At 65.3% G+C, this 23950-nt stretch carries 21 protein-coding genes and 1 pseudogene; 10 read left to right on the forward strand and 12 right to left on the reverse strand.

The genetic code is table 11. The features are described from left to right. Positions 1 to 55: 55 nt before the first annotated feature. Entirely contained in the window at positions 56 to 577 is a 522-nt protein-coding gene (locus tag HL671_RS05875; protein WP_172235869.1) for a DUF4142 domain-containing protein, read from the forward strand. A gap of 9 nt (positions 578 to 586) precedes the next feature. Beyond that, complete coding sequence (locus tag HL671_RS05880; protein WP_012047233.1) at positions 587 to 901, forward strand: cupredoxin domain-containing protein; 315 nt, start codon at positions 587 to 589, stop codon at positions 899 to 901. An 11-nt stretch (positions 902 to 912) separates the two neighbouring features. On the opposite strand, the gene HL671_RS05885 is transcribed toward HL671_RS05880, so the two are convergent. From HL671_RS05885 to HL671_RS05910, 6 genes and pseudogenes are all read right to left on the reverse strand, one after another. After that, positions 913 to 2214: an ABC transporter ATP-binding protein gene (locus HL671_RS05885; protein ID WP_012047232.1), complete on the reverse strand. Its 1302-nt coding sequence runs from the start codon at positions 2212 to 2214 to the stop codon at positions 913 to 915. A 15-nt stretch (positions 2215 to 2229) separates the two neighbouring features. Further along, on the reverse strand, positions 2230 to 3963 hold the full coding sequence (locus HL671_RS05890) for an ABC transporter permease (RefSeq protein WP_012047231.1): 1734 nt from the start codon (positions 3961 to 3963) through the stop codon (positions 2230 to 2232). A gap of 286 nt (positions 3964 to 4249) precedes the next feature. Further along, the gene (locus HL671_RS05895) at positions 4250 to 5560 is read right to left on the reverse strand and encodes a hemolysin family protein (protein ID WP_012047230.1); all 1311 of its coding nucleotides are present in this window, start codon (positions 5558 to 5560) and stop codon (positions 4250 to 4252) included. Positions 5561 to 5860: 300 nt separating this feature from the next. After that, a pseudogene (locus tag HL671_RS05900) lies at positions 5861 to 7848 on the reverse strand (carbohydrate porin). Between the two features lie 356 nt (positions 7849 to 8204). After that, the gene (locus HL671_RS05905) at positions 8205 to 8477 is read right to left on the reverse strand and encodes a hypothetical protein (protein WP_012047228.1); all 273 of its coding nucleotides are present in this window, start codon (positions 8475 to 8477) and stop codon (positions 8205 to 8207) included. Between the two features lie 147 nt (positions 8478 to 8624). Then, on the reverse strand, positions 8625 to 9452 hold the full coding sequence (locus HL671_RS05910) for a creatininase family protein (RefSeq protein ID WP_012047227.1): 828 nt from the start codon (positions 9450 to 9452) through the stop codon (positions 8625 to 8627). Between the two features lie 122 nt (positions 9453 to 9574). Here HL671_RS05910 and HL671_RS05915 point away from each other — a divergent pair, with 122 nt between their 5' ends. The 7 genes from HL671_RS05915 to HL671_RS05945 all read left to right on the forward strand — a co-directional run bounded on the left by HL671_RS05915 (position 9575) and on the right by HL671_RS05945 (position 16093). Continuing rightward, positions 9575 to 10564 carry an ABC transporter substrate-binding protein gene (locus HL671_RS05915; protein WP_012047226.1) on the forward strand — a complete coding sequence of 330 codons (990 nt, stop codon included), beginning with the start codon at positions 9575 to 9577 and terminating at the stop codon, positions 10562 to 10564. Between the two features lie 25 nt (positions 10565 to 10589). Then, positions 10590 to 11393: an ABC transporter ATP-binding protein gene (locus tag HL671_RS05920; protein ID WP_012047225.1), complete on the forward strand. Its 804-nt coding sequence runs from the start codon at positions 10590 to 10592 to the stop codon at positions 11391 to 11393. 41 nt (positions 11394 to 11434) lie between these two features. Then, positions 11435 to 12205, forward strand: coding sequence for an ABC transporter permease (locus HL671_RS05925; RefSeq protein WP_041751756.1), 771 nt, complete (start codon positions 11435 to 11437; stop codon positions 12203 to 12205). Continuing rightward, positions 12205 to 13188: a 2-hydroxyacid dehydrogenase gene (locus HL671_RS05930; protein ID WP_012047223.1), complete on the forward strand. Its 984-nt coding sequence runs from the start codon at positions 12205 to 12207 to the stop codon at positions 13186 to 13188. Before HL671_RS05925 ends, HL671_RS05930 begins: the two co-directional genes overlap by 1 nt. A gap of 92 nt (positions 13189 to 13280) precedes the next feature. Continuing rightward, complete coding sequence (locus HL671_RS05935) at positions 13281 to 13877, forward strand: AprI/Inh family metalloprotease inhibitor (protein ID WP_012047222.1); 597 nt, start codon at positions 13281 to 13283, stop codon at positions 13875 to 13877. A 130-nt stretch (positions 13878 to 14007) separates the two neighbouring features. Beyond that, on the forward strand, positions 14008 to 15660 hold the full coding sequence (locus HL671_RS05940) for a PAS-domain containing protein (protein WP_012047221.1): 1653 nt from the start codon (positions 14008 to 14010) through the stop codon (positions 15658 to 15660). A gap of 103 nt (positions 15661 to 15763) precedes the next feature. Then, positions 15764 to 16093: a glycine zipper domain-containing protein gene (locus HL671_RS05945; protein ID WP_012047220.1), complete on the forward strand. Its 330-nt coding sequence runs from the start codon at positions 15764 to 15766 to the stop codon at positions 16091 to 16093. On the opposite strand, the gene HL671_RS05950 is transcribed toward HL671_RS05945, so the two are convergent. Further along, complete coding sequence (locus tag HL671_RS05950; RefSeq protein ID WP_012047219.1) at positions 16090 to 17544, reverse strand: aminotransferase-like domain-containing protein; 1455 nt, start codon at positions 17542 to 17544, stop codon at positions 16090 to 16092. The two genes, HL671_RS05945 and HL671_RS05950, sit on opposite strands and share 4 nt — an antisense overlap. Positions 17545 to 17647: 103 nt before the next feature. Between HL671_RS05950 and HL671_RS05955 the strand changes: the two genes are divergently transcribed. Continuing rightward, complete coding sequence (locus HL671_RS05955; RefSeq protein WP_172235870.1) at positions 17648 to 18508, forward strand: DMT family transporter; 861 nt, start codon at positions 17648 to 17650, stop codon at positions 18506 to 18508. A 50-nt stretch (positions 18509 to 18558) separates the two neighbouring features. On the opposite strand, the gene HL671_RS05960 is transcribed toward HL671_RS05955, so the two are convergent. The 5 genes from HL671_RS05960 to radC form a co-directional block, all read right to left on the reverse strand. Next, positions 18559 to 19368: an MOSC domain-containing protein gene (locus HL671_RS05960; protein WP_172235871.1), complete on the reverse strand. Its 810-nt coding sequence runs from the start codon at positions 19366 to 19368 to the stop codon at positions 18559 to 18561. Between the two features lie 43 nt (positions 19369 to 19411). Next, complete coding sequence (locus tag HL671_RS05965) at positions 19412 to 20401, reverse strand: 2Fe-2S iron-sulfur cluster-binding protein (protein WP_041751755.1); 990 nt, start codon at positions 20399 to 20401, stop codon at positions 19412 to 19414. 140 nt (positions 20402 to 20541) lie between these two features. After that, the gene (gene pdxR, locus HL671_RS05970; RefSeq protein WP_210263780.1) at positions 20542 to 22134 is read right to left on the reverse strand and encodes a MocR-like pyridoxine biosynthesis transcription factor PdxR; all 1593 of its coding nucleotides are present in this window, start codon (positions 22132 to 22134) and stop codon (positions 20542 to 20544) included. 39 nt (positions 22135 to 22173) lie between these two features. Continuing rightward, positions 22174 to 22899 carry a hypothetical protein gene (locus HL671_RS05975; RefSeq protein ID WP_172235872.1) on the reverse strand — a complete coding sequence of 242 codons (726 nt, stop codon included), beginning with the start codon at positions 22897 to 22899 and terminating at the stop codon, positions 22174 to 22176. Positions 22900 to 23210: 311 nt separating this feature from the next. Then, positions 23211 to 23924, reverse strand: coding sequence for a RadC family protein (gene radC, locus HL671_RS05980; protein ID WP_172235873.1), 714 nt, complete (start codon positions 23922 to 23924; stop codon positions 23211 to 23213). Positions 23925 to 23950 lie beyond the last annotated feature (26 nt).

Consider the following 23950-nt stretch of genomic DNA (forward strand, 5'->3'; position numbering starts at 1 on the left):
TGTGCAGCCATTCACCCGCCGGCGACGAGATCCGGCGGCACAGGAGATTGAAGCCATGTTCAAGCGTATCGGCACGACTATCGTCATGCTCTGCCTCACGAGCAGCGTCGGGCTGTCCCAAGGCGCCAAGCTCAGCGATCCGCAGATTGCGCATATCGCCTACACGGCCGGTGAAATCGACATCAAGGCGGCGAAGCAGGCGTTGGGCAAGGCCAGCAGCAAGGAAGTCAAGGAGTTCGCGCAAGGCATGGTGCGCGATCACGAGGCGGTCAACATGCAGGCCCTCGCGCTCGTCAAGAAGCTGAAGGTCACGCCTGAAGACAACGACACCAGCCGCGCGCTGTCGAAACAGGCCAGCGAGATGCTCGACGAACTGGGCAAGCTCAAGGGTGCCGCATTCGACAAGGCCTATATCACCAACGAGGTCGCCTACCATAAGACGGTGAACGGTGCGCTGGACACGCAGCTCATTCCGTCGGCAAGCAACCCCGAGCTGAAGGAGCTTCTGCAGGCCGGCCTAAAGCTGTTTCAGGGACACGAGCAGCATGCCGAGCATGTCGCGGCGGATCTGAAGTAGGATCAGCCCATGTTTCCCGAGCGTATTGCTCTCCTGAGTGTGGTCGTGCTCGGCCTGATCGTTCCGGCGCGCGCGGCCTCGATCCGGATTACGATAGACAAGCTCGTGTTCTCGCCGACCATGGCTTTGGCCAAGGTCGGCGACACAGTCGAATGGATCAACAAGGATGCGCTGACCCATACGGCGACGGCGCAGAATGGCAATTTTGACGTCACTCTGCCGCCCAGCAAGACAGTCAGCTCGGTGCTCAAGAAGGCAGGCACGGTCGACTACTATTGCCGCTTTCACCCGAACATGAAAGCGACCCTGACCATCGCGCCGTGACGCCGCAAGGCTCAATGCGGATTTTCCAGGCTGAACGTCTCGGACTGCTCGTCATAGGCGAACAGCTCGGCGTAGCGCCCCCAGGAGACGATGGTCTGCAGGGTCTCGTCGGCATATTGCTCGGACATGTAGTCCTCGAGCTCGATGCGGAAGCGCGCGGCGGGGGCGGCGTGCGAGGGGCGATCGTCGAGCACGCGACGGATCAGGCCCATCAGCGGCACGTTCTCCATCAGATGCGCCGCGAACAGCTTCTTGCGCTCGTCGGTCTCGAGATGCGCGAAGCGCTGGCCGGCCTCCGTCAGGGTCAGGTCGCCCTCGCTGAGATGGGCGAAGCGCAACAGCTGCAACGCCTCGGCCAGCGGAAAGATCTCGTCGACCTCGAGCTGCAGATGTCCGGCGAGCACCGGCAGATCGGCGTGGCCATTATAGGGTTCGCCGGCCAGCGCCTCGATCAGGCCGGAGATCGAGTTGGAGGAGACATGGCTGAGCACCATGCCGACGCCGGCGTTCGCGGTGCTCGGCAGCTTCGGCTCGGGCCGCTGCGTCATGCGGGCATAGAGGCTGTCGACCAGCTGGCGGAATGCCGGGTCGAGCCGGTTGCGCGGATGCGGCAGGTCGACCTTGAACTCGGCGGCGACGCGGCCGGGATTGGAGGAGAACACCAGGATGCGGTCGCACATCAGCACCGCCTCCTCGATGTTGTGCGTCACCATCAGCACCGATTTGATCGGCAGCCGTCCGTCGATCCAGAGATCGACGAGGTCGGTGCGCAGGGTCTCGGCGGTCAGCACGTCGAGCGCGGAGAACGGCTCGTCCATCAGCAGCAGGTCGGGATGCACGACCAGCGCGCGGGCGAAGCCGACGCGCTGGCGCATGCCGCCGGAGAGCTCCTTCGGGAAGGCGGATTCGAAGCCGTCGAGACCGATCAGGTCGATCGCCGCCAGCGCGCGCTTGCGCCGCTCGGCGCTGTCGATACCGAGCGCCTCGAGGCCGAGTTCGACATTCTGCAGCACGGTCAGCCAGGGAAACAGCGCGAAGGATTGAAACACCATGGCGACACCGCGCGGCGGGCCCGCGATCGTTTCGCCGCGGCATGTCGCTTGGCCCGAGGAGGGCGACACCAACCCGGCGATGATCCGCAGCAGGGTCGATTTGCCCGACCCGGAGCGTCCGAGCAGACCGACGATCTCGCCGGCGCGGATCGTCAGATCGACCTTCTCCAGCACGATGAGATCCTCGCCGCTGCCCTTTGGAAACAGCCGGCTGACGCTCTTGATCTCGATCAGCGATGTTTCTTTGACCTGGTCGCGCATGAACATCTCTCCCGGTCAGCCGAGCCGCAGCCGGCGTTCGCCGAAGGCATAGAGCGGCCGCCACAGCAGCCGGTTGAACAGAGTGACGAGAATGCACATCACGGCGATGCCGAGCACGACGCGCGGGAAATCGCCGCGCTCGGTCGCAGCCGCAATATAGGCGCCGAGCCCCGAGGCGGTGAGATGAGTGTCGCCCCAGCTCGCGACCTCGGCGACGATCGCCGCGTTCCACGAGCCGCCGGAGGCGGTGATTGCACCCGTGATGTAATAGGGGAAGACGCCCGGCAGCACGACCTTGAACCACCAGCGCCAGCCGGTGAGGTGCAGGCTCGCCGCGGCCTCGCGCAGGTCGGTCGGGAAGGCGCTGGCGCCGGCGATGACGTTGAACAGAATGTACCACTGCGTGCCCAGGATCATCAGCGGGCTCAGCCAGACATTGGCATTGAGACCGTAGCGCACGATCAGCACGACGAAGACCGGGAAGGCGAGATTGGCCGGGAAAGCCGCGAGGAATTGCGCCAGCGGCTGGATGCGCTCGGCGAGCTTCGGCCGCAGTCCGATCCAGACACCGACGGGAACCCAGATCAGCGAGGCCAGCGCGATCAGCACGGCGACGCGGATCAGCGTGATCAAGCCGTAGCCGGTCGCGCTGAGGACGTCGGAGGGCGCCAGGGTCGCCGAGAGGTAGAGATAGGTCTTCCAGCCGGCATAGGCGCAGCCGATCACCACGACCGCGAGCCAGAGGCCGTCGACAAGCTGCGACGGCGGCGCGCGGCGCACCGGTCCGCTCCACGCCGTCGGCCAGTTGAGGCGCAGGTTGGAGAACGCGCGATTGAGCGCTGCGAAAGGTACGGACAGCTTGCGCAATGCGCGCGTGCGCCGGAACAGATCGAGCATCCACGAACTCGGCGGATCGCCGGAGGCGGTCTGCTCGAAGCGGAATTTGTCGGCCCAGGCCACGATCGGGCGGAACAGCAGCTGGTCATAGGCGGTGATGACCAGCAGCATGGTCAATAGCGCAGCGCCGATCGCGGCGAGGTCCTTCTGCTGAATCGCCAGCGCGACATAGGAGCCGATGCCGGGCAGCGTGACGGTGGTGTTGCCGACGGTGATCGCCTCCGACGCCACGACGAAGAACCAGCCGCCGGACATCGACATCATCGCATTCCAGATCAGGCCCGGCATCGCATAGGGCACGTCGAGCCGCCAGAACCGCTGCCAGCCGGAGAGGTGGAAGCTGCGCGTGGCCTCCTCGAGATCCTTCGGCACGTTGCGCATCGACTGGTACATGCTGAAGGTCATGTTCCAGGCCTGGCTGGTGAAGATCGCGAAGACGCAGGCAAGCTCCGCGCCCAGCACCTTCCCCGGGAACAGGTTCATGAAGAACACGACGGTGAAGGTCAGGAAGCCGAGGATCGGCACCGATTGCAGGATGTCGAGCAGCGGGATCAGCACGATCTCGGCGCGCCGGCTCTTGGCCGCCAGCGCGGCGTAGACGAAGGTGAAGACCAGCGAGCAGGTGATGGCCAGCAGCATGCGCAAGGTGGTGCGCAGCGCGTAGAGCGGCAGGTTGGACGGGTCGAGCGAGACCGGGGCGGTGTCCAGCGCCGACAACGGCTGCGTGGTCTGCTCGCCGCCATAGACGATCAGCACCATCGCGCCGACCACGATGATCAGCGCGACCACGTCCCAGATGTTGGGGCGCACGGTCTCTCGCAGCACGGCCGTCCGAAAATCCTGGAGCATCATCTGCGTGTCTCGTGTCGTCCCGCAACCATCGGCGGTGGCTGCGGGGGTCTCCTTGTGATGGCGCTGAGAGCTGGTTCGAGCCGGCGGATCTGCCAGCCGAATCCGCACCCTAAGTGCGCTGTGTGATGGTTTGATTGCAAGCGGGGACCGCCGGAACTGGCCCCCTGTGCCGGCCTATCAAAGGATACGCCGGCCGCATCTTCACGTTCCCGCGACGTCGGATATCCTGGTCATGCACGGTCGTCGACCCTAACCCCGGCAGACAGCGCGTCAGTTGCGAAACGCGCTACCCCACATTCGGCTCGCCGCCGTCCGCTGCCAGCTTCGTGGCCAGGATCTTGTCGATGCGGCGGCCGTCGAGGTCGACGATCTCGAAGCGCCAGCCGTCCAGTTCAAAACTCTGGCCGACCTCCGGCACGCTGCCGAAGTGCTGCAGCACCAGGCCGGCCACGGTGTGATAGCCGCGATGCGGCGGCACCTCGATCGCGAGCAGATCGGCGAACTCGTCGAGCGGCATCCAGCCGGAGACCAGCAGCGAGCCGTCGTCGCGCCGGACACAGGCCGGCTCAGGGGGGCCTTCCTCGGAAGAGAAGGCGCCGACGATGGATTCCAGAATGTCCGCCGCCGTCACGACCCCCTCGAACGCGCCGTACTCGTCATGCACCAGCCCCATATGCACGGGGGCGACCTTGAGAATCGCAATGACGTCGCGGGCGTCGACCGTCGAGGGAATGATCGGCACCTCGCGCACCAGGCTGCGCAGATCCGGCGTCTCGTCACGCAGATAGGCGGCCAGCAGGTCCTTGGCCTGCAGGACGCCGATCGGACGGTCGCGCTCGCCGTCGGACACGGGTAGCCGAGAATGCGGGCTCCGGGCGAGCAATTCGCGGATCGCCTTGGGATCATCGTTGAGATCGACGACATCGACCTCCGGGCGCGGCGTCATGATGGCGCCGACCGGGCGGTCGCCGAGCCGCATGACACCGGCGATCATCTCCTTCTCGCCGGGCTCGAGCACGCCGGCGGTCTCGGCCTCGCGCACCAGATGGTGAATCTCCGCTTCCGAGACTTTTTCCTCGGCCTCGCCAGACCGGCCGAGCAGCGCCAGGATCAGCTTGCCGGACATATCCAGCAGCACCACCAGCGGCAGCGACACCTTTGCGAGCACCTGCATCGCGGGCGCGACGCGCACCGCAATCGCTTCGGGATCGCGCAGCGCCAGCTGCTTCGGCACCAGCTCGCCGACGATCAGGGTCGCATAGGTGATGATGGTGACGACCAGGCCGACGCCGACGATATCGGCGACAGATGCGGACAGTCCGAGCTCCAGCAGCCATTGCGCCAGGCGCTGGCCGAGCGTCGCGCCGGAGAACGCGCCCGAGAGCACGCCGACCAGGGTGATGCCGATCTGGACGGTCGACAGGAAGCGGCCGGGATCGGACGCCAGCGCCAGCGCCCGCCGTGCGCCACCGATGCCCTTTTCGGCCAGCATCGCCAGCCGGGCTGGCCGCGACGACACGATCGCGAGTTCAGACATCGACAACAGGCCGTTGACGACGATGAGGACGACGATGATGGCGAGTTCGGCTGAGAGCATTGCGACCTGGTGTGGCGCCCGGAGGGGCGGGAATGGAAACAGGTCCTAGCATATGGGGATGGCAGGCGCCCATTGCCTGTGCGGTGGCCGCATGGCGGCCTGCGGCGGCGGTCGACTTGGCAGGACAGGCACCGGTGGGGCCTAAACCCCGCTGTTATCCCGGGCAAGCGTTTGGCGGCACCCCGCCGAAGCTGGTGCGCCGGGCAGGGCTGGCCCGGGATGACGGCGATTGTGGAGCGCGCGGTGTGGCTCGTACCGGCATCCAGATGCTGAGTGCCGCACCGTGCGAGCAGGCTGGCCTCAGAAATCCCCGTGCAGCCGTCCCGAGAAGATCGAGACCGGGCCGCGGTCGGCGTTGTAGGCGGGGTTGTTGACGAACTGATAGTCGGCCGTGAAGGTCAGGTACTTGTTGATCGAGTAAGCGTAGTAGGCCTCGATGATGCTCTCGCGGCGATAGTTCAATGCGCCGTCGCCGATCAGCGGGCCCAGGCCGCCTGCGGCAAGGAAGGCGCGGTGGTCGCGCGACAGGCCGTTGGTCACACCGGCGAGGCCGATCGTGTCGTCGGGGCGGCCCCAGCGGTTGCCCTTGATCGAGGCGCCGAGCGACAGGCTGTTGTCGATGTCGGTGAAGGCCATGATCTCGGTCTTGCCGTCGTTCCAGCTCCAGCGGCCGAACAGGCCGAACTCGTCCGATAGCGCCTGGTCGAAGCTGACGACATAGCCATATTTGCTGCGGCCGCGGCGGGTCTGGCTGATGTCGGCATTGAGCGCGGGATTGTCGAGCGTTTCGCGATAGCTGCCGGAGAACACGCTGTTGAACCAGCCGATGGTGCGCAGATGCCCTGGCTGCGAGAACAACTGATAGCGCATCTCCAGCTCGACGACGTAGCTGCCGCGGCGGAAGACGTTCATGTCGAAATTGTTCGAGTTCGAGACCGCGTCCATCAGGAAGTAGCCGGAGCGCAGCGCCCAGCTCTTCTGGTTCAGCTCGGCGGTCGCGCCATAGGTCAGGCCGAGCTTGTCGGCCGCATAGTCGAACGCGCCGGGCGCCCAGATCGACCAGTTCATGAAGTCCTTGCGCGCGTCCTTGGCGTAGGCGTTGCCGTCGAACACGTCGAGCACGGGGAATTTGCCGATCTGCAAGGTGAGCCGCGACACGTCCTGCTTGCCGGAGAGCTGCAACTGGCCGGAGCCGAGCTGCTCCTGCTCGCCGCCGAAGCCGAAGGTCTGGCGCAGGAAAAGCCGCGAGGTGTTGTAGTGCGGATAGGGAAAGTCAGACTTCTGCGCCTCGCCATTGGCGAAGCCGCCAAGCCCGACCGTGTTGCTGAGGCCGAAGCCCTGCAGCAGTTCGGGATTGTAATAGACCTCGCCGCCGTCCCACAGCCGCGCATTGATGAACAGGCTGTTGCTCCAGGTTTCCTGGAACTGGCGTGCCGGGGTCAGGCTGTTGGTGCCGGTGTAGGGAGCACGAAACGACGGATATCCCTGGCCGATGACGGTGGCCTGGCCATGGATCTCCCAGCGATCCGACTCTGGATCGGACGGATCGCTCTTGAGCTTGAGATCCGGGCCGTCTGCAAAATCGAGCTTGCGGTTGAGCCCGACGCGCAAGGTCTGAAATTCGAGCGTGGAAGTGTAGCTGGCGCCGTTGGAGAAGCGCACGCCGCCGTTCTCGAACTGGCTGTAGAGATATTCCAGCCGCCAGCTCCAATGCGGCGCGAGGCGCGCTCGATGCCGGCGCCGGCCGTCCAGCCGACCCGCGTCGTCAGCAGCTTCTCGTCGCCCGCCGCCGTCGTGTTGATGAAGCGGCCCCCGGTCCATGCAAGGCCGCCGGTGGCATAGACCAGCCAGTCGCCCTGGGCGTAGCCGATCCGGCCGCGTGCCGATGCGACATAATCCCACAGCTCGGACACGCTCGATCCCGGCCTGTTCAGCATTGCGACGGTGTGGTTGGAGGTCAGCGAGTTCGGGAAGCTGAAGTCGCCTTCGAATCCGAGCAGCAGGCCGGAGCGGGTCACCCAGTTGTAGCCGGCCTGCACGCCGCCGGTGAGGCCGCTGAACCGGCTGCCCGCGCCTGCTCCGCCGATCGGATCAATCAGGGAGGCCTGGGCATGGTCACGCGTGTAGCCGGCGTGCGCGCCGACATAGATCCCGCTCCAGTCGAACACGGTCTGCGCCATCCGCGCCTTGACCGGGAGATCGGCGGCGGCAGCCGGCGCTGCCAACGGACCAAGCGCGGCAATGGTGCCGGCCAGGACCATGTCCCAGGTGCGGTTCGAGCGAATCATGGTGGCAGAGTCCCCAAAGCAAAGCTCACGGCGCGAGCCGATTCAGAACCCCATTGCCCGCGCACAGTCACGAGAAGATTACGAAGTCGCCCATGATCGACCGGAAATGTGGATGACCAGGGGCGATTTGTGGATCATCTTTATTGCGATTAATTTGCAAAAGCAAGATCGCGGTGAACGTTCGGGCGTCTTCCCTTGGGGCTGTCTGTATTGGGGCTGTCTGTAAAAGAAGCAGCCCGTCCGGGGCGGCCGGACGGGCTGTCAAAACATCTAATCGGCCGATGAGGATCGGCGGCGGGGCCAGGGGAAGAGAGGGACAGGCTGCTCCGCCAATGGTGGCCGTCACTCCAGGACCATCAATAGCGGCAGGTCCGGACGCGACCGACATACTGGCCGTAGACGTCGTATTGCGGCACCCAGCGGCAATAGCGATAGCCGCCGTAGTAAGGGCCCTCGTTGCTGGCGGCGATAGCGCTGCCGACGACAGCGGCTCCGACGAGGCCGGCGCCGACGCCCCAGCCCCAGTGATGAAAGCCGTGAGCCTCGGCAGGGGTGGAGGTCGCTGCGACACTGCCGGTGACGGCGAGCGTGGCAAGCGCGAGGGCGGTAATCCTGGTCCTGATCGACATGATGAAAGCTCCTGTTTTGCGTTGGAGCGGCCGGTAGCCGGCCGCTTGCACAATTGGACGGAGGCTTCTCGAAAGCGGTTCGAATCGCCCGATCGCCATCGGGGCGCGCGGAAAATTTGTGATGCCGCTGAAGGGGTTGGGAGAAGTTCAAAGACGTGCAAGCGGGCCGGCGGCAAGCCTGTTCACGTCGAAGTGTCCGACCTCCTCCAGCAGCGTGCAGAACGCGCGTGCGCCGTGTGCGAGCACGCGCTCGCCCTTTTCGGCCGAGGCCTGCGTGGCGTCGCCGACCGCACCGCTCGCATTGAGATCCTGCGTCTGCCAGGCGAGCGGTGCCGGCCGCTGCGTCGACAAGACGCGATAGGTCTTTTCCATCTCGGCAGCCGACGATGCGAAATCGGCGATGGCTTCACTTCGTACCAGCTCCGGATGGCAGGCGAGCATGATCGAGGTTTCGACCGCGCCGCCATGGATGCCGTGGCGCATCTCGTCGGCAGAAAACAGGCCGTCGGGGACGCCGAAGCGCGACCATGACGTCGTCACCACCAGCATGCGATGGACGGCGCGCAGTTCCTGGGCGACCAGGGTCATCGCGGCGCTGTTGCCGCCATGGCTGGTGACGATCACCAGCTTGCGGAGGCCGGCGCGCGCGACGCTGTCGCCGATCGCCCGCCAGCTCTGCAGCGCGATCTCGGTCGGTACGGTCAGCGTGCCCGGATAATCGATATGCTCGGTCGAGATGCCGACCGGCTGCACCGGCAGGATCGTCACCGGCAGCGTTGCCGGCAGCAACGTGCGGACTCGGGCAAGATAGGCGCTCGCAATGTAGACATCCGTGCCCAGGGGAAGATGCGGCCCATGCTGCTCGGTGGCGGCCAGCGGCAGCACCGCGATCCAGCGCGCCGCCTCGGGCGTTCCCGAGGTGGACGTTCCGAAAGCGGGCCAATGTAGCTCGGTCCAGTCGCGGGGCAGGGTCATCGCGCGGGCAGTTTCCTTCGTCCGTCGGGCAGGGTAGTTATCACGTGACCAATCTTAGCATGTTCAGCCTGAAAGAACCGGGGAGACCAGACATGGCGCAGGCGCTTCTGTCGCGAACGTTAATGGCGGCATGGCTGGTCGCGGGCGCGATGGTCGGGGCCGTCCAGGCCCAGACCCTCGACAAGGTCTCGTTCGGCACCAATTGGGTGGCCGAGGCCGAGCATGGCGGCTTCTTCCAGGCGGTCGCCGACGGCACCTACAAGCGCTACGGCCTCGACGTGACCATCGTGCCCGGCGGTCCCAACGAGAACAACCGGATGCTGCTGATTTCCGGCAAGATCGAGTTCTTCATGGCGGCGAACACGCTGATGGCGTTCGATGCGGTCGCCAACAACGTGCCGGTGGTGTCGATCGCGGCGATGTTCCAGAAGGACCCGCAGGTGTTCCTGACGCATCCGGAGTCCAAGATCACCAAGCTGGACGAACTGAAGCCGCTGACCCTGTTCGTCTCCAAGGAGGGCATTTCCAGCTATTATCAATGGCTGAAGTCGGAATACGGCTTCTCCGAGAAGAACGTCCGGCCCTATACCTTCAATCCACAGCCTTTCATCGCCACCGCCCAGAGCGCGATGCAGGGCTATGTCACGTCGGAGCCGTTCGCGGTCGAGCGCGCTGCAGGCTTCAAGCCGGGCGTGATCCTGCTCGCCGATTACGGCTTCAACACCTATTCGACCTTGATCGAGACGCGGCGCGACCTGATCGAGAGCAAGCCGGACCTGGTCCAGCGCTTCGTCGATGCCTCGATCATCGGCTGGTACAATTACATCTATGGCGACAACTCTGCAGGCAATGCGCTGATCAAGAAGATGAACCCGGAGATGACCGACGACCTGCTGGCCTATTCGGTTGCCAAGATGAAAGAGTACGGCATCGTCGATTCCGGCGACAGCGTGGAGAAGGGCATCGGCGCCATGACCGAGGAGCGCATCACCAGCTTCTTCGACAAGATGGTCCGGGCGGGCGTGGTCAAGCCGACCGTCGATTATCGCAAATCCTACACCTTGCGTTTCGTCAACAAGGGCGTCGGCGTCGATCTCCGGCCGAAGAAGTAGGACGCGTGACCGGCGCTTTCAGCAGATGAGCTCGTCCCCTTCGCCCGAGCGTGCCGCCGATGTCGCGGTGCGCCTGCGCGGCGTAACCAAGATCTATGAGTCCGGCGTCGCTGCGCTCGGGCCGATTGATCTTTCGATCGGCAGGGGCGAGTTCGTCTCGCTGCTCGGCCCGTCCGGCTGCGGCAAGTCGACGGCGCTGCGGCTGATCGCGGGATTGGCCAGCCCGAGCAGCGGCACGCTCGACATTGCCGCGGCGTCCTCGGCACCCCGCCCCGGCCATCGCATCGGCTTCGTGTTCCAGGAGCCGACGCTGATGCCCTGGACCAGCGTGCGCGACAATGTCGGTCTGCCGCTGAAGCTTGCCCATGTGCCGGCGGCCGAGGCGCGAACGGGCATCGATGCGGCGCTGGCGCAGGTCGGCCTGTCCGACTTTGCCGATGCCTTTCCGCGCGAATTGTCCGGCGGCATGAAGATGCGGGCGTCGCTGGCGCGGGCGCTGGTGACGCGGCCGGACATTCTCTTGATGGACGAGCCGTTCGCGGCGCTCGACGAGATCACGCGTTTCCGCCTCAATAACGACCTGCTGGCGCTATGGCGCAGCCTCAGCATGACCGTGTTGTTCGTCACCCATTCGGTGTTCGAGTCGGTCTATCTGTCGCAGCGCGTGCTGGTGATGACGGCGCGGCCGGGCCGGCTCAGTGCCGAGATCAAGATCGACGCCGATGCGCCGCGGGATGATGCGTTCCGCGCATCCGCCGCTTATGCCGGCTATTGCCGCCGCGTCTCGGATGCCCTGGCGCCGGCCTATACCGGAGTGCATGCGCTGTGACCGGCCCCCGTGAGCGAGGCGCATTCGTCTCCGGTGCGCGGCTGGCGAGCCTGGCCGTTCCGGCTGTCGTCTTCGTTGCGGCGCTGACGGCGTGGGAGGTGGTGGTGCGCCTCAATGGGATCCAGCCTTATGTGCTGCCGGGACCGCTGTTGGTGTTGAAGACGCTGGTCAGCGACTGGGACATACTGGCGCAGTCGCTGCTGACCACGCTCATCACGACGCTGGAAGGTTTCATCGCCGCAGCCCTTGGCGGCATCGCGCTGGCGCTGCTCTTCAATCAGTCGCGCTGGCTGGAATGGGCGCTGTTTCCCTACGCCGTTGTGCTGCAGGTGACGCCCGTGATCGCGATTGCGCCGCTGCTGCTGATCTATCTGCCGCAGCAGACGGCGGTGGTGACCTGCGCCTGGATCGTCGGCTTTTTTCCAGTGCTGTCCAACACCGCGCTCGGGCTCAACTCGGTCGACCGCAATCTCGCCGGTCTGTTCCAATTGTATGGCGCCTCGCGCTGGCAGACCTTGCGCTATCTGAAGCTGCCCGCCGCCTTGCCCTATATTCTCGGTGGGCTGCGCATCGCCGGTGGCCTGTCGCTGATCGGTGCCGTCGTCGCCGAGATCGCCGCGGGCAGCGCCGGTGCCGGCTCGGGCCTTGCCTATCGCATCGCGGAATCGGGTTACCGACTCAACATCCCCCGCATGTTCGCAGCGCTGGTGCTGCTGTCGGTCGCCGGGATTGTCATCTATGGCTTGCTGGCGCTAGTTTCCCACCTCGTTTTGCGGCGCTGGCATGAGAGCGCGCTTGGAAAGGACAGCTGATGGCGGCCACTTCGTCTGACAAGATCGATGTTCTGATCTATGGGCCGCTGCGGCCGATCCTGGAGAAAGGGTTCCCGGACAGCTTCAACGTGCACCATGCGACGACGCAGGCCGATCTCGAAGCGCTGCCGGCGGAGGTGAAGGGCCGGATCCGCGGCGTCGCCGTGACCTTCCACACCGTGAAGACCGATGCCGCCGTGATGGCCTCGCTGCCCAGGCTGGAGATCATCGCGAGCTTCGGCGTCGGCTACGATCACATCGCAGCCGCCCACGCCGGTCAGCACGGCATCGTTGTCACCAACACGCCGGACGTGCTGACCGAGGAGGTCGCCGACGTCGCGCTCGGCCTGCTGATCGCGACCTGCCGCGAGTTCATCAAGGCCGACCGCTTCGTGCGCTCGGGCGAATGGACGTCAAAGCCGTATCCGCTCAGCGTCGGCTCGCTGCGCGACCGCACCGTCGGCATGGTCGGCATGGGTCGCATCGGCCAGGCGATCGCGCGCCGGCTCGAAGCCTCGCTGGTGCCCGTCGTCTATCATTCGCGCAATGCCGCCGCCGGCGTCGCCAACAAGCACTATCCCGACCTGCTGCAGATGGCGAAGGACGTCGACACCCTGGTCGTGATCGTTCCCGGCGGCGCCAGCACCAACAAAATCGTCAATGCCGAGGTGCTGAAGGCGCTCGGACCGCGCGGCGTCGTCGTCAACGTCGCCCGCGGTTCGGTGATCGACGAGGCGGCGCTGGTCGATGCGCTGAAGTCCGGCACCATCCTGGCCGCCGGCCTCGACGTGTTCGAGAAGGAGCCGGCGGTCCCCGACGAGCTCAAGGCGATGGATAATGTCGTGCTGCTGCCACACATCGGCTCGGCTGCCATTGTAACCCGCAACGCGATGGATCAGTTGGTGGTCGACAACCTGAAGGTCTGGTTCGCCGGCAAGCCACCGCTGACGCCCGTTCCCGAAACGCCGGTGAAAGGCCGCTGATGAACCGAGCTCTCTCCTTGCTGATCGCGCTTTCGTCGTCGGTGGCTGTGATCCCTGCCGTTGCGCAGGATGCGACCAGCCTGAAGAAGGCGATGATCGGCCAGTGGGAGCTCGCGACCACCGAGCGCAGCAAGACCTGCGTTCTGACCTTGAAGCCCGACGCGGCGCCGCGCGGGCAGAAGCTCGAACTGGAGCCGGGCTGCGCCGCCGCGCTGCCCTTCACCAAGGACATCGCAGGCTGGACCGTGAAGGGGCTCGACATCGTCAGCCTGCAGTCCGCCAATGGCGAGGCGGTGATCGACTTCACCGAGGTCGAGTCCGGCATCTTCGAAGGCCTGCGCCAGGGCGAGGGTGTCTACATCCTGCAGAACCTGGCGGCGGCGCGATCGCTTGCCAAATCGATGGACCAGATGATCGGCGACTGGGCCATGGTGCGCGGCAATGGTGCCACGATCTGCAGCCTGGTGCTGACCAATAACGACGCCGGCAACGACAACTTTCAGGTGTTCGTGAAGCCGAAATGCGATTCCGCGATCGCGGCGTTTGCGCCGTCGCAGTGGCGGCTCGAGCACGGCCAGATGATGCTGATGTCGGATCGCGGCGAGACCTGGCGGTTCGAGGCCGACGACAATGCGCAATGGCGGCTGGTGCCGGACAGCGCCAATCCGCTCATCATGCTCAGGCAGTGAGGTCGACGCCCGGCGGGCGTTAACAATCGCGAAACCCGGGTTAACGATTCGTTGCGACTTGCTGTGCCGCTTGGAACGTGTCGTTTACAGATCTTGCGTCTGATGGTTGTCTCCGCGCTGGGAGCCAGCCATGCAAGCCGTGTTGCGCAGGTTCACCAATTCACTGCCGTCCTTCGACCTCAACGACAAGATTTCCGCCGCTGCGGCCGGCTTTGCCGTCCTTGTGATGTTGTCGACGCTGGGTGCGCTGTCCGCGCTCCGTGAGCAGCGCCTGTTCTACGACCGGCTCGAAGCCCTCGCCGCCGCATCGCGCAACATCGAGCGGGCCAATGCGACGATCTACGCCGTCGTCATGGAGTCGCGCGGCATCTACATGTCGGCCGATCGCAACGTGGCGCGGCGCTACGCTGATTCATTGCTCGCGAAACTCCGGCAACTGACCAAGATCGTCGAAGAGTGGGAAGCGCTGCTGCCTGCCGACGATGCCGCGACATTCGCGCCGTTCCGGCAGCGGATCGATCAATTCGTCGCCTTCCGCACCGAGATGGCGCGCCGTACCATCTCGGTCGGCTCATCCGCGGCGCGCGAGCTCGGCGACAATGACGAGAACCGCGCGGTGCGCACCGCGTTGAACGAGGACCTCGAAACATTGTCACAGCTCTACGCTGATCGCATCCGCGAACTCGGTGAGGCCGCCGACGCGCGCGGTATGGTGGCGTTCTATCTGGGTGGACTTGGCCTCCTCATCATCGTGCTGATTGCGGCTGCAGCGCTGGCGCTGCGCTGGGGCGTCCTGATGCCGCTTCTGGACATCGCCCGCGTGACCGATCGTATTGCTGCGGGACGGATCAAGCTGAAGATTCCGCATGCGCGGCGCCATGACGAGATCGGCCATGTCGCCCATGCCGTCGAGACGTATCAAGACAATGTATTCCGGCTGCAGGAACTTGAAGAGCATGAGATCGAGATCGAGCGGCAGCATGCCGTTATCCTGCGCCAGCACGAGCGGCTGGAGCAGGGCGCGCTCAGCAGCCAGCAGCGCCTGGATGCCGCCGTCGCCAACATGGCCCAGGGGCTGATCATGCTGGACAGCTTCTGTTATGTTCTGATGGTCAACGACCAGTATCGTGCGCTGTATGGCCTGCCCGCCTCGATCGCGCGTCCCGGCACGCATATGCGCGACATCCTTGCGCATCGCGCGCGGCAGGGGCTCCTGCGCGAAAAGCCGGCCGATTTTCTCGCCTCATTGCGCGAGCGCATCAGAGAGGGCAAGCCGGCGATCTCCGAGTTCGAGCTCGGCGACGGTCGCATCATCCGGGTCTGCGAGCGTCCGATGGATGGGGGCGGCTGGATCGCCACGCATGAGGACTTCACCACGCAGCGGCGCAATGAACGGATTCTGGCGCGCGCCGAATATTTCCTCGCTGCGCTGTTGGAAAACATCCCGCAGGCGGTCGTGGCGAAGGATGCACAATCGCTGCGCTATGTCTTCGTGAACCACGCGGCGGAAAAGCTGTTCGGTCTGCCGCGTGCGCAGATCATCGGCCGCGCCGCCCGCGAGCTGTTCCCCGAGCCCACAGGCGAGCTGCTGGAGAGCTTCGATCGCGCTCATCTCGATGAGGTCGGCGACGAGACGCCGAAGGCGCATAGCATCGACACGCCCGGCAATGGCAAGCGCGACGTGGTGGTCCGCCGGCTCCCGGTGACGGTCGGAGAGGGGCAGCCGAAATATCTCCTCAGCATCGTCGAGGATCATACCCAGGATCAGCGCGCCGCGGCCTGACGCACGGCGCGGAATCCGGATTCTGCTGCCTTGACCTCGCCTTGATCTGCATCAAGAACGGCCCGGCCGGGCTGACTAGCGTGCTCGGAACGGAGGCCCGCTCATGATCCGACACCTGGGGATACGCTTTGCCACCCGTCTCGGCGCCGTCGCGCTGCTGACCTTGGCGACTGTCGCGCCGCTGCATCAGGCCGCCGCGCAGGACGCGCTGGGCGGCGCCATTCTCGGCGGCGCGGGCGGCGCGATCCTGGGTGGCGCGCTGGGCGGCGGACGTGGCGCGGCGATCGGGGCCGTGATCGGAGCCGGAACGGGAGCCGTCATCGGCGCCGAAGGCGAGCGTCGCCGCAGCGGCTATTATTCATACCGGAACGGCTGCTACCTGCAGCGCGGCGACGGCGCCTGGGTGCGCGTGCATCCGCGCTATTGCTACTAGGCTTCAGCTCCCCTCGAAACCCGAGCTGCGTTGCCATGCGCGACTTGCGCAATGGCGCGTTCCAGCACGGCCATCACGCGCGCATCCTCGCAATGCGCGACGTTGAACCGCATCATGGCCGCGGCTGATTGCGCCGCGCTGAACACGTCGCCGGGCGCCAGTACGACATCGTTCGTGAGCGCCGCCTGCGCCACGTCGATCGCCAAGCATCCATCCGGCAGCCTGCACCAGAGGTGAAAGCCGCCGCGCGGCATCAGCCAGGGCACGATGCTGAGGCGCTGCAGCCGTGCGGCGACGCGCGGCCGTGCCCGGGCCAGACGCGCGCGCAACTCGTCGACATGCTTGCGGTAGCTGCCGCCGGTCAGGATCTGCGTCAGCGTCTCTGCAGCGAATTGTCCGGGGCCGCCGAAGCCGGTCGCGATCTGGAGGTCGATCAGCGGTTCGATCCAATCGGCGCGTGCGGCGATGAAGCCGCAGCGCAGCGCGGCCGACAACGTCTTGGAGAAGCTGCCGACCAGGATCACGCGCGCCAGCCCGTCGAGCGCGGCGAGGCGCGGCGACGGCTCGGGCGCGAAATCGCCGTAGATATCGTCCTCGATGATGATGGTGTCGTGCGCCGCGGCGGCGTTGAGCAGACGATGTGCGGTCTGCGCGGATAATGTCGCGCCGGTCGGATTATGCAGCCCGGAATTGGTGATGTAGAGCCGCGGGCGCTCGGCCGCGAGCACCGCCTCGAATTGCGCGATATCGGGGCCGCTCGGCGTCATCGGCACGCTGACGATCCGGGCTTGGTGTGCGCGCAGCAGCGCCAGGAAATTGAAGTAGCAGGGATCGTCGACCAGCACGGTGTCGCCGGGGCGTAGCAGCATGCGACAGATCAGGTCGATGGCCTGTGTACCTGACGAGGTCAGCACGAGTTGCTCGCTCGTGGCCTCGATGCCAAGGCCGGCGAGGCGGGACTGCAGCACGCGGCGCAGGCTCGCCGATCCGCGGGCGGCGCCGTAATGCGTCAGCACCGGGCCGTCGTTGCGCGCCAGCGCGCGAACGGCGCGGCGCAGCGCCTCCTGCGGCATCCAGTCGGCCGGCAACCAGCCGCAGCCCGGCATCAGCGTGGTCGCATCGGCATCGAGTGACTGCCGCGACACCCAGAACGGATCGACCGCGCGTGGACGGCGCGGTTCACTCCCGGCCAAGGCGAGCGGTTCCGGCGCCATGTCGGCGACATAGAAGCCCGACCCGCGCCGGGCACGGATGATTCCCTCGGCCGCCAGCCGATCATAGGCCTCGACGACGGTGGCTGGCGCGACGCCCATCAAGGCTGCGAAGGCGCGGATCGATGGCAGGCGCTGGCCTGGCCCCAGGCTGCGCGTCGCCAGCCGCTGCCGGATGGCTTCGACGACCGCTGTCGTTCTGAGGCCGGCCGGACGCGGCTCTGAGGTCGAAGGGCGCAAGTGTATCACCAGATAGGCCAGTACAGTTTTGCCGGATTGTATTGCTCTGTGGCTGTCACGGCAAGGCGCGCGGAGCTAAGCAGGAGCCTCGACGGAGGCTCACATGAAGGGATCGATCGACGGCTGGGGCAGCGGCGCCATCGGTATGACCATTTTCAGCGGCTCGCTGCCGGCGACGCGCGCCGCGCTCGATGGCTTCGCGCCGCTCTTTCTGACCGGCGCGCGTGCCACGCTCGCGGCGCTGCTTGCGTCACTGTGCCTCGCAGCGCTGCGGCAGCCGCTTCCGGGACGGCGCGAATTGCCGTCGCTGATGATCGTCGCGCTCGGCGTGGTCATCGGCTTTCCGCTGCTGACCGCGCTCGCGCTCCAGCACGTCACCTCGGCGCATGCGATCGTCTTCATCGGCCTGCTGCCGCTCTCGACCGCCTTGTTCGGCGTGCTGCGCGGAGGGGAACGGCCGCGACCGTTGTTCTGGCTGTTCGCGGGTCTCGGCGCGGCCGCTGTGTCGGGCTTTGCGCTTTCGCAGGACGACGCGGCTTCGCCCATCGGCGATCTCGCGATGATCGCCGCCATTGTCGTCTGCGGCCTAGGCTATGCCGAAGGCGCCGTGCTGACTCGCCGGCTGGGGGGCTGGCAGGTGATCTCGTGGGCGCTGCTGCTGTCGTCGCCGGTGATGCTGACGCTGTCGCTGCTGACATGGCCGCAGTCGGCACAGCCCATCACCGCGCCGGCCTGGCTGGGGCTCGCTTATGTCTCCGTCTTCAGCATGTTCATCGGCTTCGCCTTCTGGTACCGCGGGCTGTCGCGCGGCGGCACGGCCAGCGTCGGCCAGTTGCAGCTGCTCCAGCCGTTTCTCGGACTGGCCTTTGCGAGCCTGCTGCTGCACGAGCCGGTGTCCGCCACCATGCTCGGCGCCGCAGCGATCGTGGTGCTCAGCGTCGCGATGGCGCGGCGGTGGGCGTGAGCAGTCGCGCGCGCGGGAACGGTTGCGCGCGACGCGGCAGGGCTGCTCGATCAGAAGTTCAATTCGATCTCCAGCCGACTTCCGGCCGCCAGTCGTTTGCCGATCCCATCCGCGACGGCCGCATAGCTGCCGAACCGGACACCGATGCTCGAATGTCTGTAGTGGCCAAGTGTTTGTAGCGGCTCGTGGCCGAATTCCGCTTTGTCCTGGTCGATCGTGGTCATGTTGCAGCGATAGCACACGTCCACGAAGCGGAGAGCGACATCACCGACATAAGCGCGCGCAAAATAATCCTCGCCGTAGGCGTCGACGCCCTCGATCACGATGTTGGGCCTGAAGCGGTTCATCGGCACGCCGGAAGCGAGTCTGCTGTTCAGATCGGCGCGCGACGCCTCCGAGACGACCAGGATTCCGTAATTATCGACGAAGCTGGTGGGCGCATCGTCTCGCGACGGATATTGGACTCCGCCCTTCCGAAGAAATCGCTGGTCGCGCGAGACAAAGCTGAAATGTCCGCCCAGATAGTCGCTGAACCAGCTCGAAGGCTCGTCGCCCGCGATGATCGCGGGGATCTTCTCGCCGAACAGCTCGACGTCGCGGCTTTGGCTGGAGCAAGTCTTGCGTGGAACGGCCAGATCCTGCATGCCGGGAGCCTTCAGGATGAGCTCGTCGGCGGTGAGCGTCGGCTCGACCAGAGCAAGCTTCGGATGTTCCCGCTGGGTGACGAATACGCCGGCTTCGTCGATCACCATCCAGTTCCGGTCGTCGAGAAAGCCGGTCGGTGACAGCTCGACCTCGGACACTTTGATGCCCTTGCACGATTTGACGGGATACACGAACAGATCCTTGATGCTGATCATGAGGCAGTCCTTCTCTGGATTGAGATGAGGCGGGATGTAACGATCATCGATGATCGAAGCTGTCCGCAAAGAAGCGGTCTGGCCGGGCGCCCCGCGAGCACACGGCCTTGTACGTGGCGTTAACCATGTGAGGATTTCCGCAGGCGTAGACGTCGATACCCGACAGGTCGGCGAAGTCCTGCAGCACGGCCTCATGCACCAGTCCGGCGCGTCCCGTCCAGCTGGCATCGGGCACCGACAGCACCGGAGCATAGGTGAGGCCGTGAATTGCCGCGCAGAGGCTCTTGATCTCGCCGTCGATATAGAAGCCGTTCCGGTTGCTGCTGCCCCAATAGAGATGAAGCGGTGAGCTTGATATCTCCTGCGTCAACGCTTCAAGGATGGCGCGGATGGGCGCGATGCCCGTACCGCCGGCAACAAAGATCGAGGGACGTTGCTGAGACGAATAGACGAAGCTTCCGAACGGGCCGTTCACCTGCAGGATCTCGTTGATCTTCAACTGCTCGAACACGTGTCCGGTGAAAGCACCACCGGCGACACGTCCGATGTGCAACTCGATCGAGCTGTCCTCGCGGGGGGCATTTGCAATCGAGAACGAGCGGTCAAAGCCGTCGGAATGGCGAATGCCGATGAATTGGCCGGGCGTGTAGTCCGGCTTTGCGAACGGAGGAAATCGGAGCGTGACGCGCATGACGTTTTCGGTCTCGCGCTTCAACGCGATCACCCGAGCGGGAACCGTTGGTCTTTCACGCGCTGGCGGCTCGGACAGCTCAGCGATGTCGATGGTGATGTCGGTGAGCGCGCTGGCACGGCACAGCAGCGCCGCAGCCGGGTCATCGGTGCGGCCGAGGCTGCTGGTCGACCCGCGATGAACGAACTCACCCGTGATGATTCTGGTCCTACAGCTGCCACATGATCCCACGCCGCAGGCGCTCGGCAGCCAGACGCCTGCTCGCGTCGCGGCCGCGAGAATGGTTTCGTCCGGCCGCGCCTCGAACGTTCGTCCTGATGCAAGTGTTACTCTGGTTGTCATCACGCAACGGCCTTGGTCACCGACCATCAACTTGGTCGCGTCGATCAATAATCCGGGAAACGGAAACGAGCCGTGGTCCAGTTTTTCCGAACTCAGATGGTCCAGCGGACCGTTGCTGATGAAGGAGTCGTGTCCGCAGCTCAGGAGGCGATCGCCGCCTTCATCCGTCTGACCGCTTCGCGCAATCCTGCATCGTCCAGGGCGGCAAAGCCGATCCGAATTCCGCGCCGGCCGTCGGGCCGGCCGGAAAAGCTGCGGCTGGGCAAAAACTGCAAGCCATGCTTCGGCGCAGTTTGCTCCAATCGATCCAGGTCCGACGTCCGGACAAAAGTGAGCCAGAACGCCAGACCGCCGTCGGGAAGGCGGAAGTCGACCGTGCCGTGAAGCTCAGCGCGCAACAGCGCTGCCAGCTTCTTTCGTCGAGTTGCGTAGATCTTACGCGCCCGGCTGGCGTGGCGTCTGACCTCGCCGGTCTCGACGAGCTCAGCGACGGCCTGTTCGGTGACGGGATCGCCCTGCCGGTCGATGAGACAGATTTCCTGCGCCGCCCGTTCGATGAATTTCGCAGGCGCAAACATGTAGCCGAGCCGGAGACTCGGAGACAGCAGCTTTGACATCGATCCGATATAGAGGACCGATGGATCGAACGACGCCAACGGCAGCAGAGGCTGATGTTGGAAATGAAATTCGTGGTCGTAGTCGTCCTCCACGACGACGAAGCCGAAGCGCGAGGCGAGCTCGAGCAGCCGCAGCCGCCGAGTCGGACTCAGCAGCACAGTCGTTGGGAAATGATGGTGAGGCGTCAGATAGACCAGACGGACCCGATGACGTCGGCAGACCTTTTCGAGGCTTGCCATATCGGTGCCATCGTCGTCGACGCGCACCCTGAGAATATTGGCGCCCGCCATTCGAAACGCCTCGCAGGCGGGCGGATAGGTGAGGTCGTCCACGACAACGTGATCACCCGGGCGAATCATGAGCCGCGATACGAGATAGATCGCCATCTGGCTGCCTCGCGTGAGGCAGATGTGCTCAGGGGTGGTTGCGAGGCCTCTGTCGACGTTCAGCATGCGCGAGATCGCGGACCTTAAACTGAGATTGCCGCGGGGATCGCCATAGCCGAGCTTCCCGACCTTGCCTCCCACCGTCATGATGCTCCGATAGGCGCGTGAGAAGCTCATCGCGGGGAACAGTCGAGTATCGGGCGTTCCATCATCGAGCAGCAGCATGCCCGGCTGCGGGAAGATGACAGGAAGCTGCACCGCCGGCGCCAGCCTGCCGATATTCCTTGCTTCGTTCCGTGAGCGCACGCCATCGTTGCTCGATTCCGATGGCCTCGCCTTGGGCTCCGGAAGTTTTGCGGAGACGAACGTCCCTTTGGTGCCACGAGACGTCAGCCAGCCCTGAGCAATCAACTCGTCATAGGCGATCATGACGGTCTTGCGGTTGACGCCGAGTCTTTGCGCCATCTCCCGCGAACCTGGCAGCACTTCCCCCGGGATGAGCCGTCCGCGCCTGATTTCGCCAAGGAGACCGTGAACAATCTGAAGATACACAGGGACGTCGGCCGGTCCGCGTTTCAGATCAAGCTTCAGGTTCAGCCGCCACCCGCGAAGCGCCATTGTTTCCTCATCTGGCCCGGATGAGATTCTATATTCCAGCTGGGAGCTGGTCCAGCTTAGTCCTGGCTCGAGCCGTCCACTGCACCCGACAAGCACCCCGCAACGGCTCAAGAGGCGCGATGGTGCGCGGATGAGAGCGAGCTGTGCGCGCTATCTGCGATGGTACAGCCCGGTGAAGCTGACGCCGGCGCCGCCGCAATCATTGTTGTCCTCGACCAGCAGCAGGGCGCCGATTCGCTGCAGGCGCACGCGGCATTCGTCGGCGCCGTTCGGTTGCTCGAACGGCGTGGTGCCATCCTCGACGAAGGCGATGACGCCGCCCTTCGGCTGCGCCGTGGCGGCGATCGAGCCGTTGTTGAGATCGCGGCCCGCCGGCACGACCTGGTCGCCTTCGATTCTGAGCCGGCCTCCGCCTGCCGCCTTGATCGTGAGCTGGCCGCCGGGATGTACCCAACTGCCGGTCCAGTCCGAAAGCGTTGGCGCAGCCATCGGCGCGACGGGCGCGAGCGCCGCTCGCGGCAACCAGCCGCGGGCCCAGGTCTGGCTCTTCGTGCGCGGCGGCTGGTAGGTGACGCAGGTGAAGTTGCCCCTGGTCCTGCCGACCAGCACCCAATCATCGCTGACGAGGTAGCTCTTCTTCCGGCAGGCCTCGGTCGGCACGGGGCAGCTCGCGGCCTTGAAGTCGTCGTCATAAGGACTCTTGACGAAGTTCACGCGCGGCTGCCCAGTCACCCGGGCAACCGTCAGCGGCCGGGCATCGTCCCAGCCGATGCCCGTGCAATTGGCCGGGTCGGTGGCGTCATAGGCGCTTGCCGCGCTGACCGCGAGAAGGTTCAGGGCAAAAAGGTTCAGGAGTCCGAGCCAAGCCGCTCGCATGCGTGATCTCTCCGTTCAGGCCTCACCCGATTGGGTGACGCTTCACAGTCGATCGGTTCAAGTGGAGGTCGTGCAGCTCACCCGCCCGCGATCCTGGCGGCCTCCGCCGCGGCCCGCTGCATGCTGTCGACATCTCGGTCGTCACGGTGCTCTGCTCCTCGACCGCGGCAGCCGTTGAGGTGACGTATTCGCTGACATTGTGGATCGCCTGCGTGACCTTCCACGATCTGCCGGGCTGCGACAGGGACGCTGCGCGCGGCTGAGGTGATCGCCTGCCGTGCGGCGAGGCTGATCACAGCCGCATCGGCGGCTCACATCAGCCCCGATCCCTTGAGGCTGATGTGCCCGTTCCGACCGACGATGATGTGGTCGTGAACGGTGATGCCGAGCGGCTTGGCGATATCGACGATCGTCTTGGTCATGCGGATGTCAGCCTGCGAGGGCGTCGGGTCGCCCGACGGGTGGTTGTGCACCAGGATGATCGCCGTCGCCGACAGCTCCAGGGCCCGCTTGATGACTTCGCGCGGATAGACCGGCGTATGGTCCACGGTGCCGGTCTGCTGCACTTCGTCCGCGATCAGCTGGTTGCGCTTGTCGAAGAACAGCAGCCTCAGCTGCTCCTTTTCGGCGAAGGCCATGCTGGTCCGGCAATAAGTGATCACCTCCTGCCAGGACGACAGCGCGTGCTTGTGCTTCACCTCGCCTTTGGCGATGCGGTGCGCGGCGGCGGCGATCAGCTTGAGCTGGGTGATCGAGGCCTCGCCGATGCCGTCGATCTCGCGCAGCCGCGGCTCCGGTGCGTGGATCACTTCGGCAAACGAGCCGAACATCTTGAGCAGGGCCTTGGCCAGCGGCTTGATGTCGCGCCGCGGCAGCGCCGCGAACAGCACCATCTCCAGCAGCTCATAGTCGTTCAGCGCATCGGGGCCGGCGCTGTGAAAGCGCTCGCGCAGCCGCTGCCGATGGCCGTGATAATGCGGCGTCTCGGGTGGCGGAGCGTCGGCCGGGAGGGATTTGTCTGCCATCGGTACCAGCATGCCGCGGCGGCGCG

The sequence above is a fragment of the Bradyrhizobium denitrificans genome, from assembly GCF_013179005.1.
GTDB classification, from domain to species: Bacteria; Pseudomonadota; Alphaproteobacteria; order Rhizobiales; family Xanthobacteraceae; genus Bradyrhizobium; species Bradyrhizobium denitrificans.

Coding starts and splice junctions, on each gene's coding strand:
- HL671_RS05910 (WP_012047227.1), bottom strand. CDS start 9,452: ATGACCCTGCCCCGCGACTGGACCGAGCTACATTGGCCCGCTTTCGGA.
- HL671_RS05905 (WP_012047228.1), bottom strand. CDS start 8,477: ATGTCGATCAGGACCAGGATTACCGCCCTCGCGCTTGCCACGCTCGCC.
- HL671_RS05945 (WP_012047220.1), top strand. CDS start 15,764: ATGATCCGACACCTGGGGATACGCTTTGCCACCCGTCTCGGCGCCGTC.
- HL671_RS05975 (WP_172235872.1), bottom strand. CDS start 22,899: ATGCGAGCGGCTTGGCTCGGACTCCTGAACCTTTTTGCCCTGAACCTT.
- HL671_RS05885 (WP_012047232.1), bottom strand. CDS start 2,214: ATGCGCGACCAGGTCAAAGAAACATCGCTGATCGAGATCAAGAGCGTC.
- HL671_RS05915 (WP_012047226.1), top strand. CDS start 9,575: ATGGCGGCATGGCTGGTCGCGGGCGCGATGGTCGGGGCCGTCCAGGCC.
- HL671_RS05930 (WP_012047223.1), top strand. CDS start 12,205: ATGGCGGCCACTTCGTCTGACAAGATCGATGTTCTGATCTATGGGCCG.
- HL671_RS05960 (WP_172235871.1), bottom strand. CDS start 19,368: ATGATCAGCATCAAGGATCTGTTCGTGTATCCCGTCAAATCGTGCAAG.
- HL671_RS05890 (WP_012047231.1), bottom strand. CDS start 3,963: ATGATGCTCCAGGATTTTCGGACGGCCGTGCTGCGAGAGACCGTGCGC.
- HL671_RS05880 (WP_012047233.1), top strand. CDS start 587: ATGTTTCCCGAGCGTATTGCTCTCCTGAGTGTGGTCGTGCTCGGCCTG.
- HL671_RS05940 (WP_012047221.1), top strand. CDS start 14,008: ATGCAAGCCGTGTTGCGCAGGTTCACCAATTCACTGCCGTCCTTCGAC.
- HL671_RS05935 (WP_012047222.1), top strand. CDS start 13,281: ATGATCGGCCAGTGGGAGCTCGCGACCACCGAGCGCAGCAAGACCTGC.
- HL671_RS05875 (WP_172235869.1), top strand. CDS start 56: ATGTTCAAGCGTATCGGCACGACTATCGTCATGCTCTGCCTCACGAGC.
- HL671_RS05955 (WP_172235870.1), top strand. CDS start 17,648: ATGAAGGGATCGATCGACGGCTGGGGCAGCGGCGCCATCGGTATGACC.
- HL671_RS05965 (WP_041751755.1), bottom strand. CDS start 20,401: ATGACAACCAGAGTAACACTTGCATCAGGACGAACGTTCGAGGCGCGG.
- HL671_RS05920 (WP_012047225.1), top strand. CDS start 10,590: ATGAGCTCGTCCCCTTCGCCCGAGCGTGCCGCCGATGTCGCGGTGCGC.
- radC (WP_172235873.1), bottom strand. CDS start 23,924: ATGGCAGACAAATCCCTCCCGGCCGACGCTCCGCCACCCGAGACGCCG.
- HL671_RS05895 (WP_012047230.1), bottom strand. CDS start 5,560: ATGCTCTCAGCCGAACTCGCCATCATCGTCGTCCTCATCGTCGTCAAC.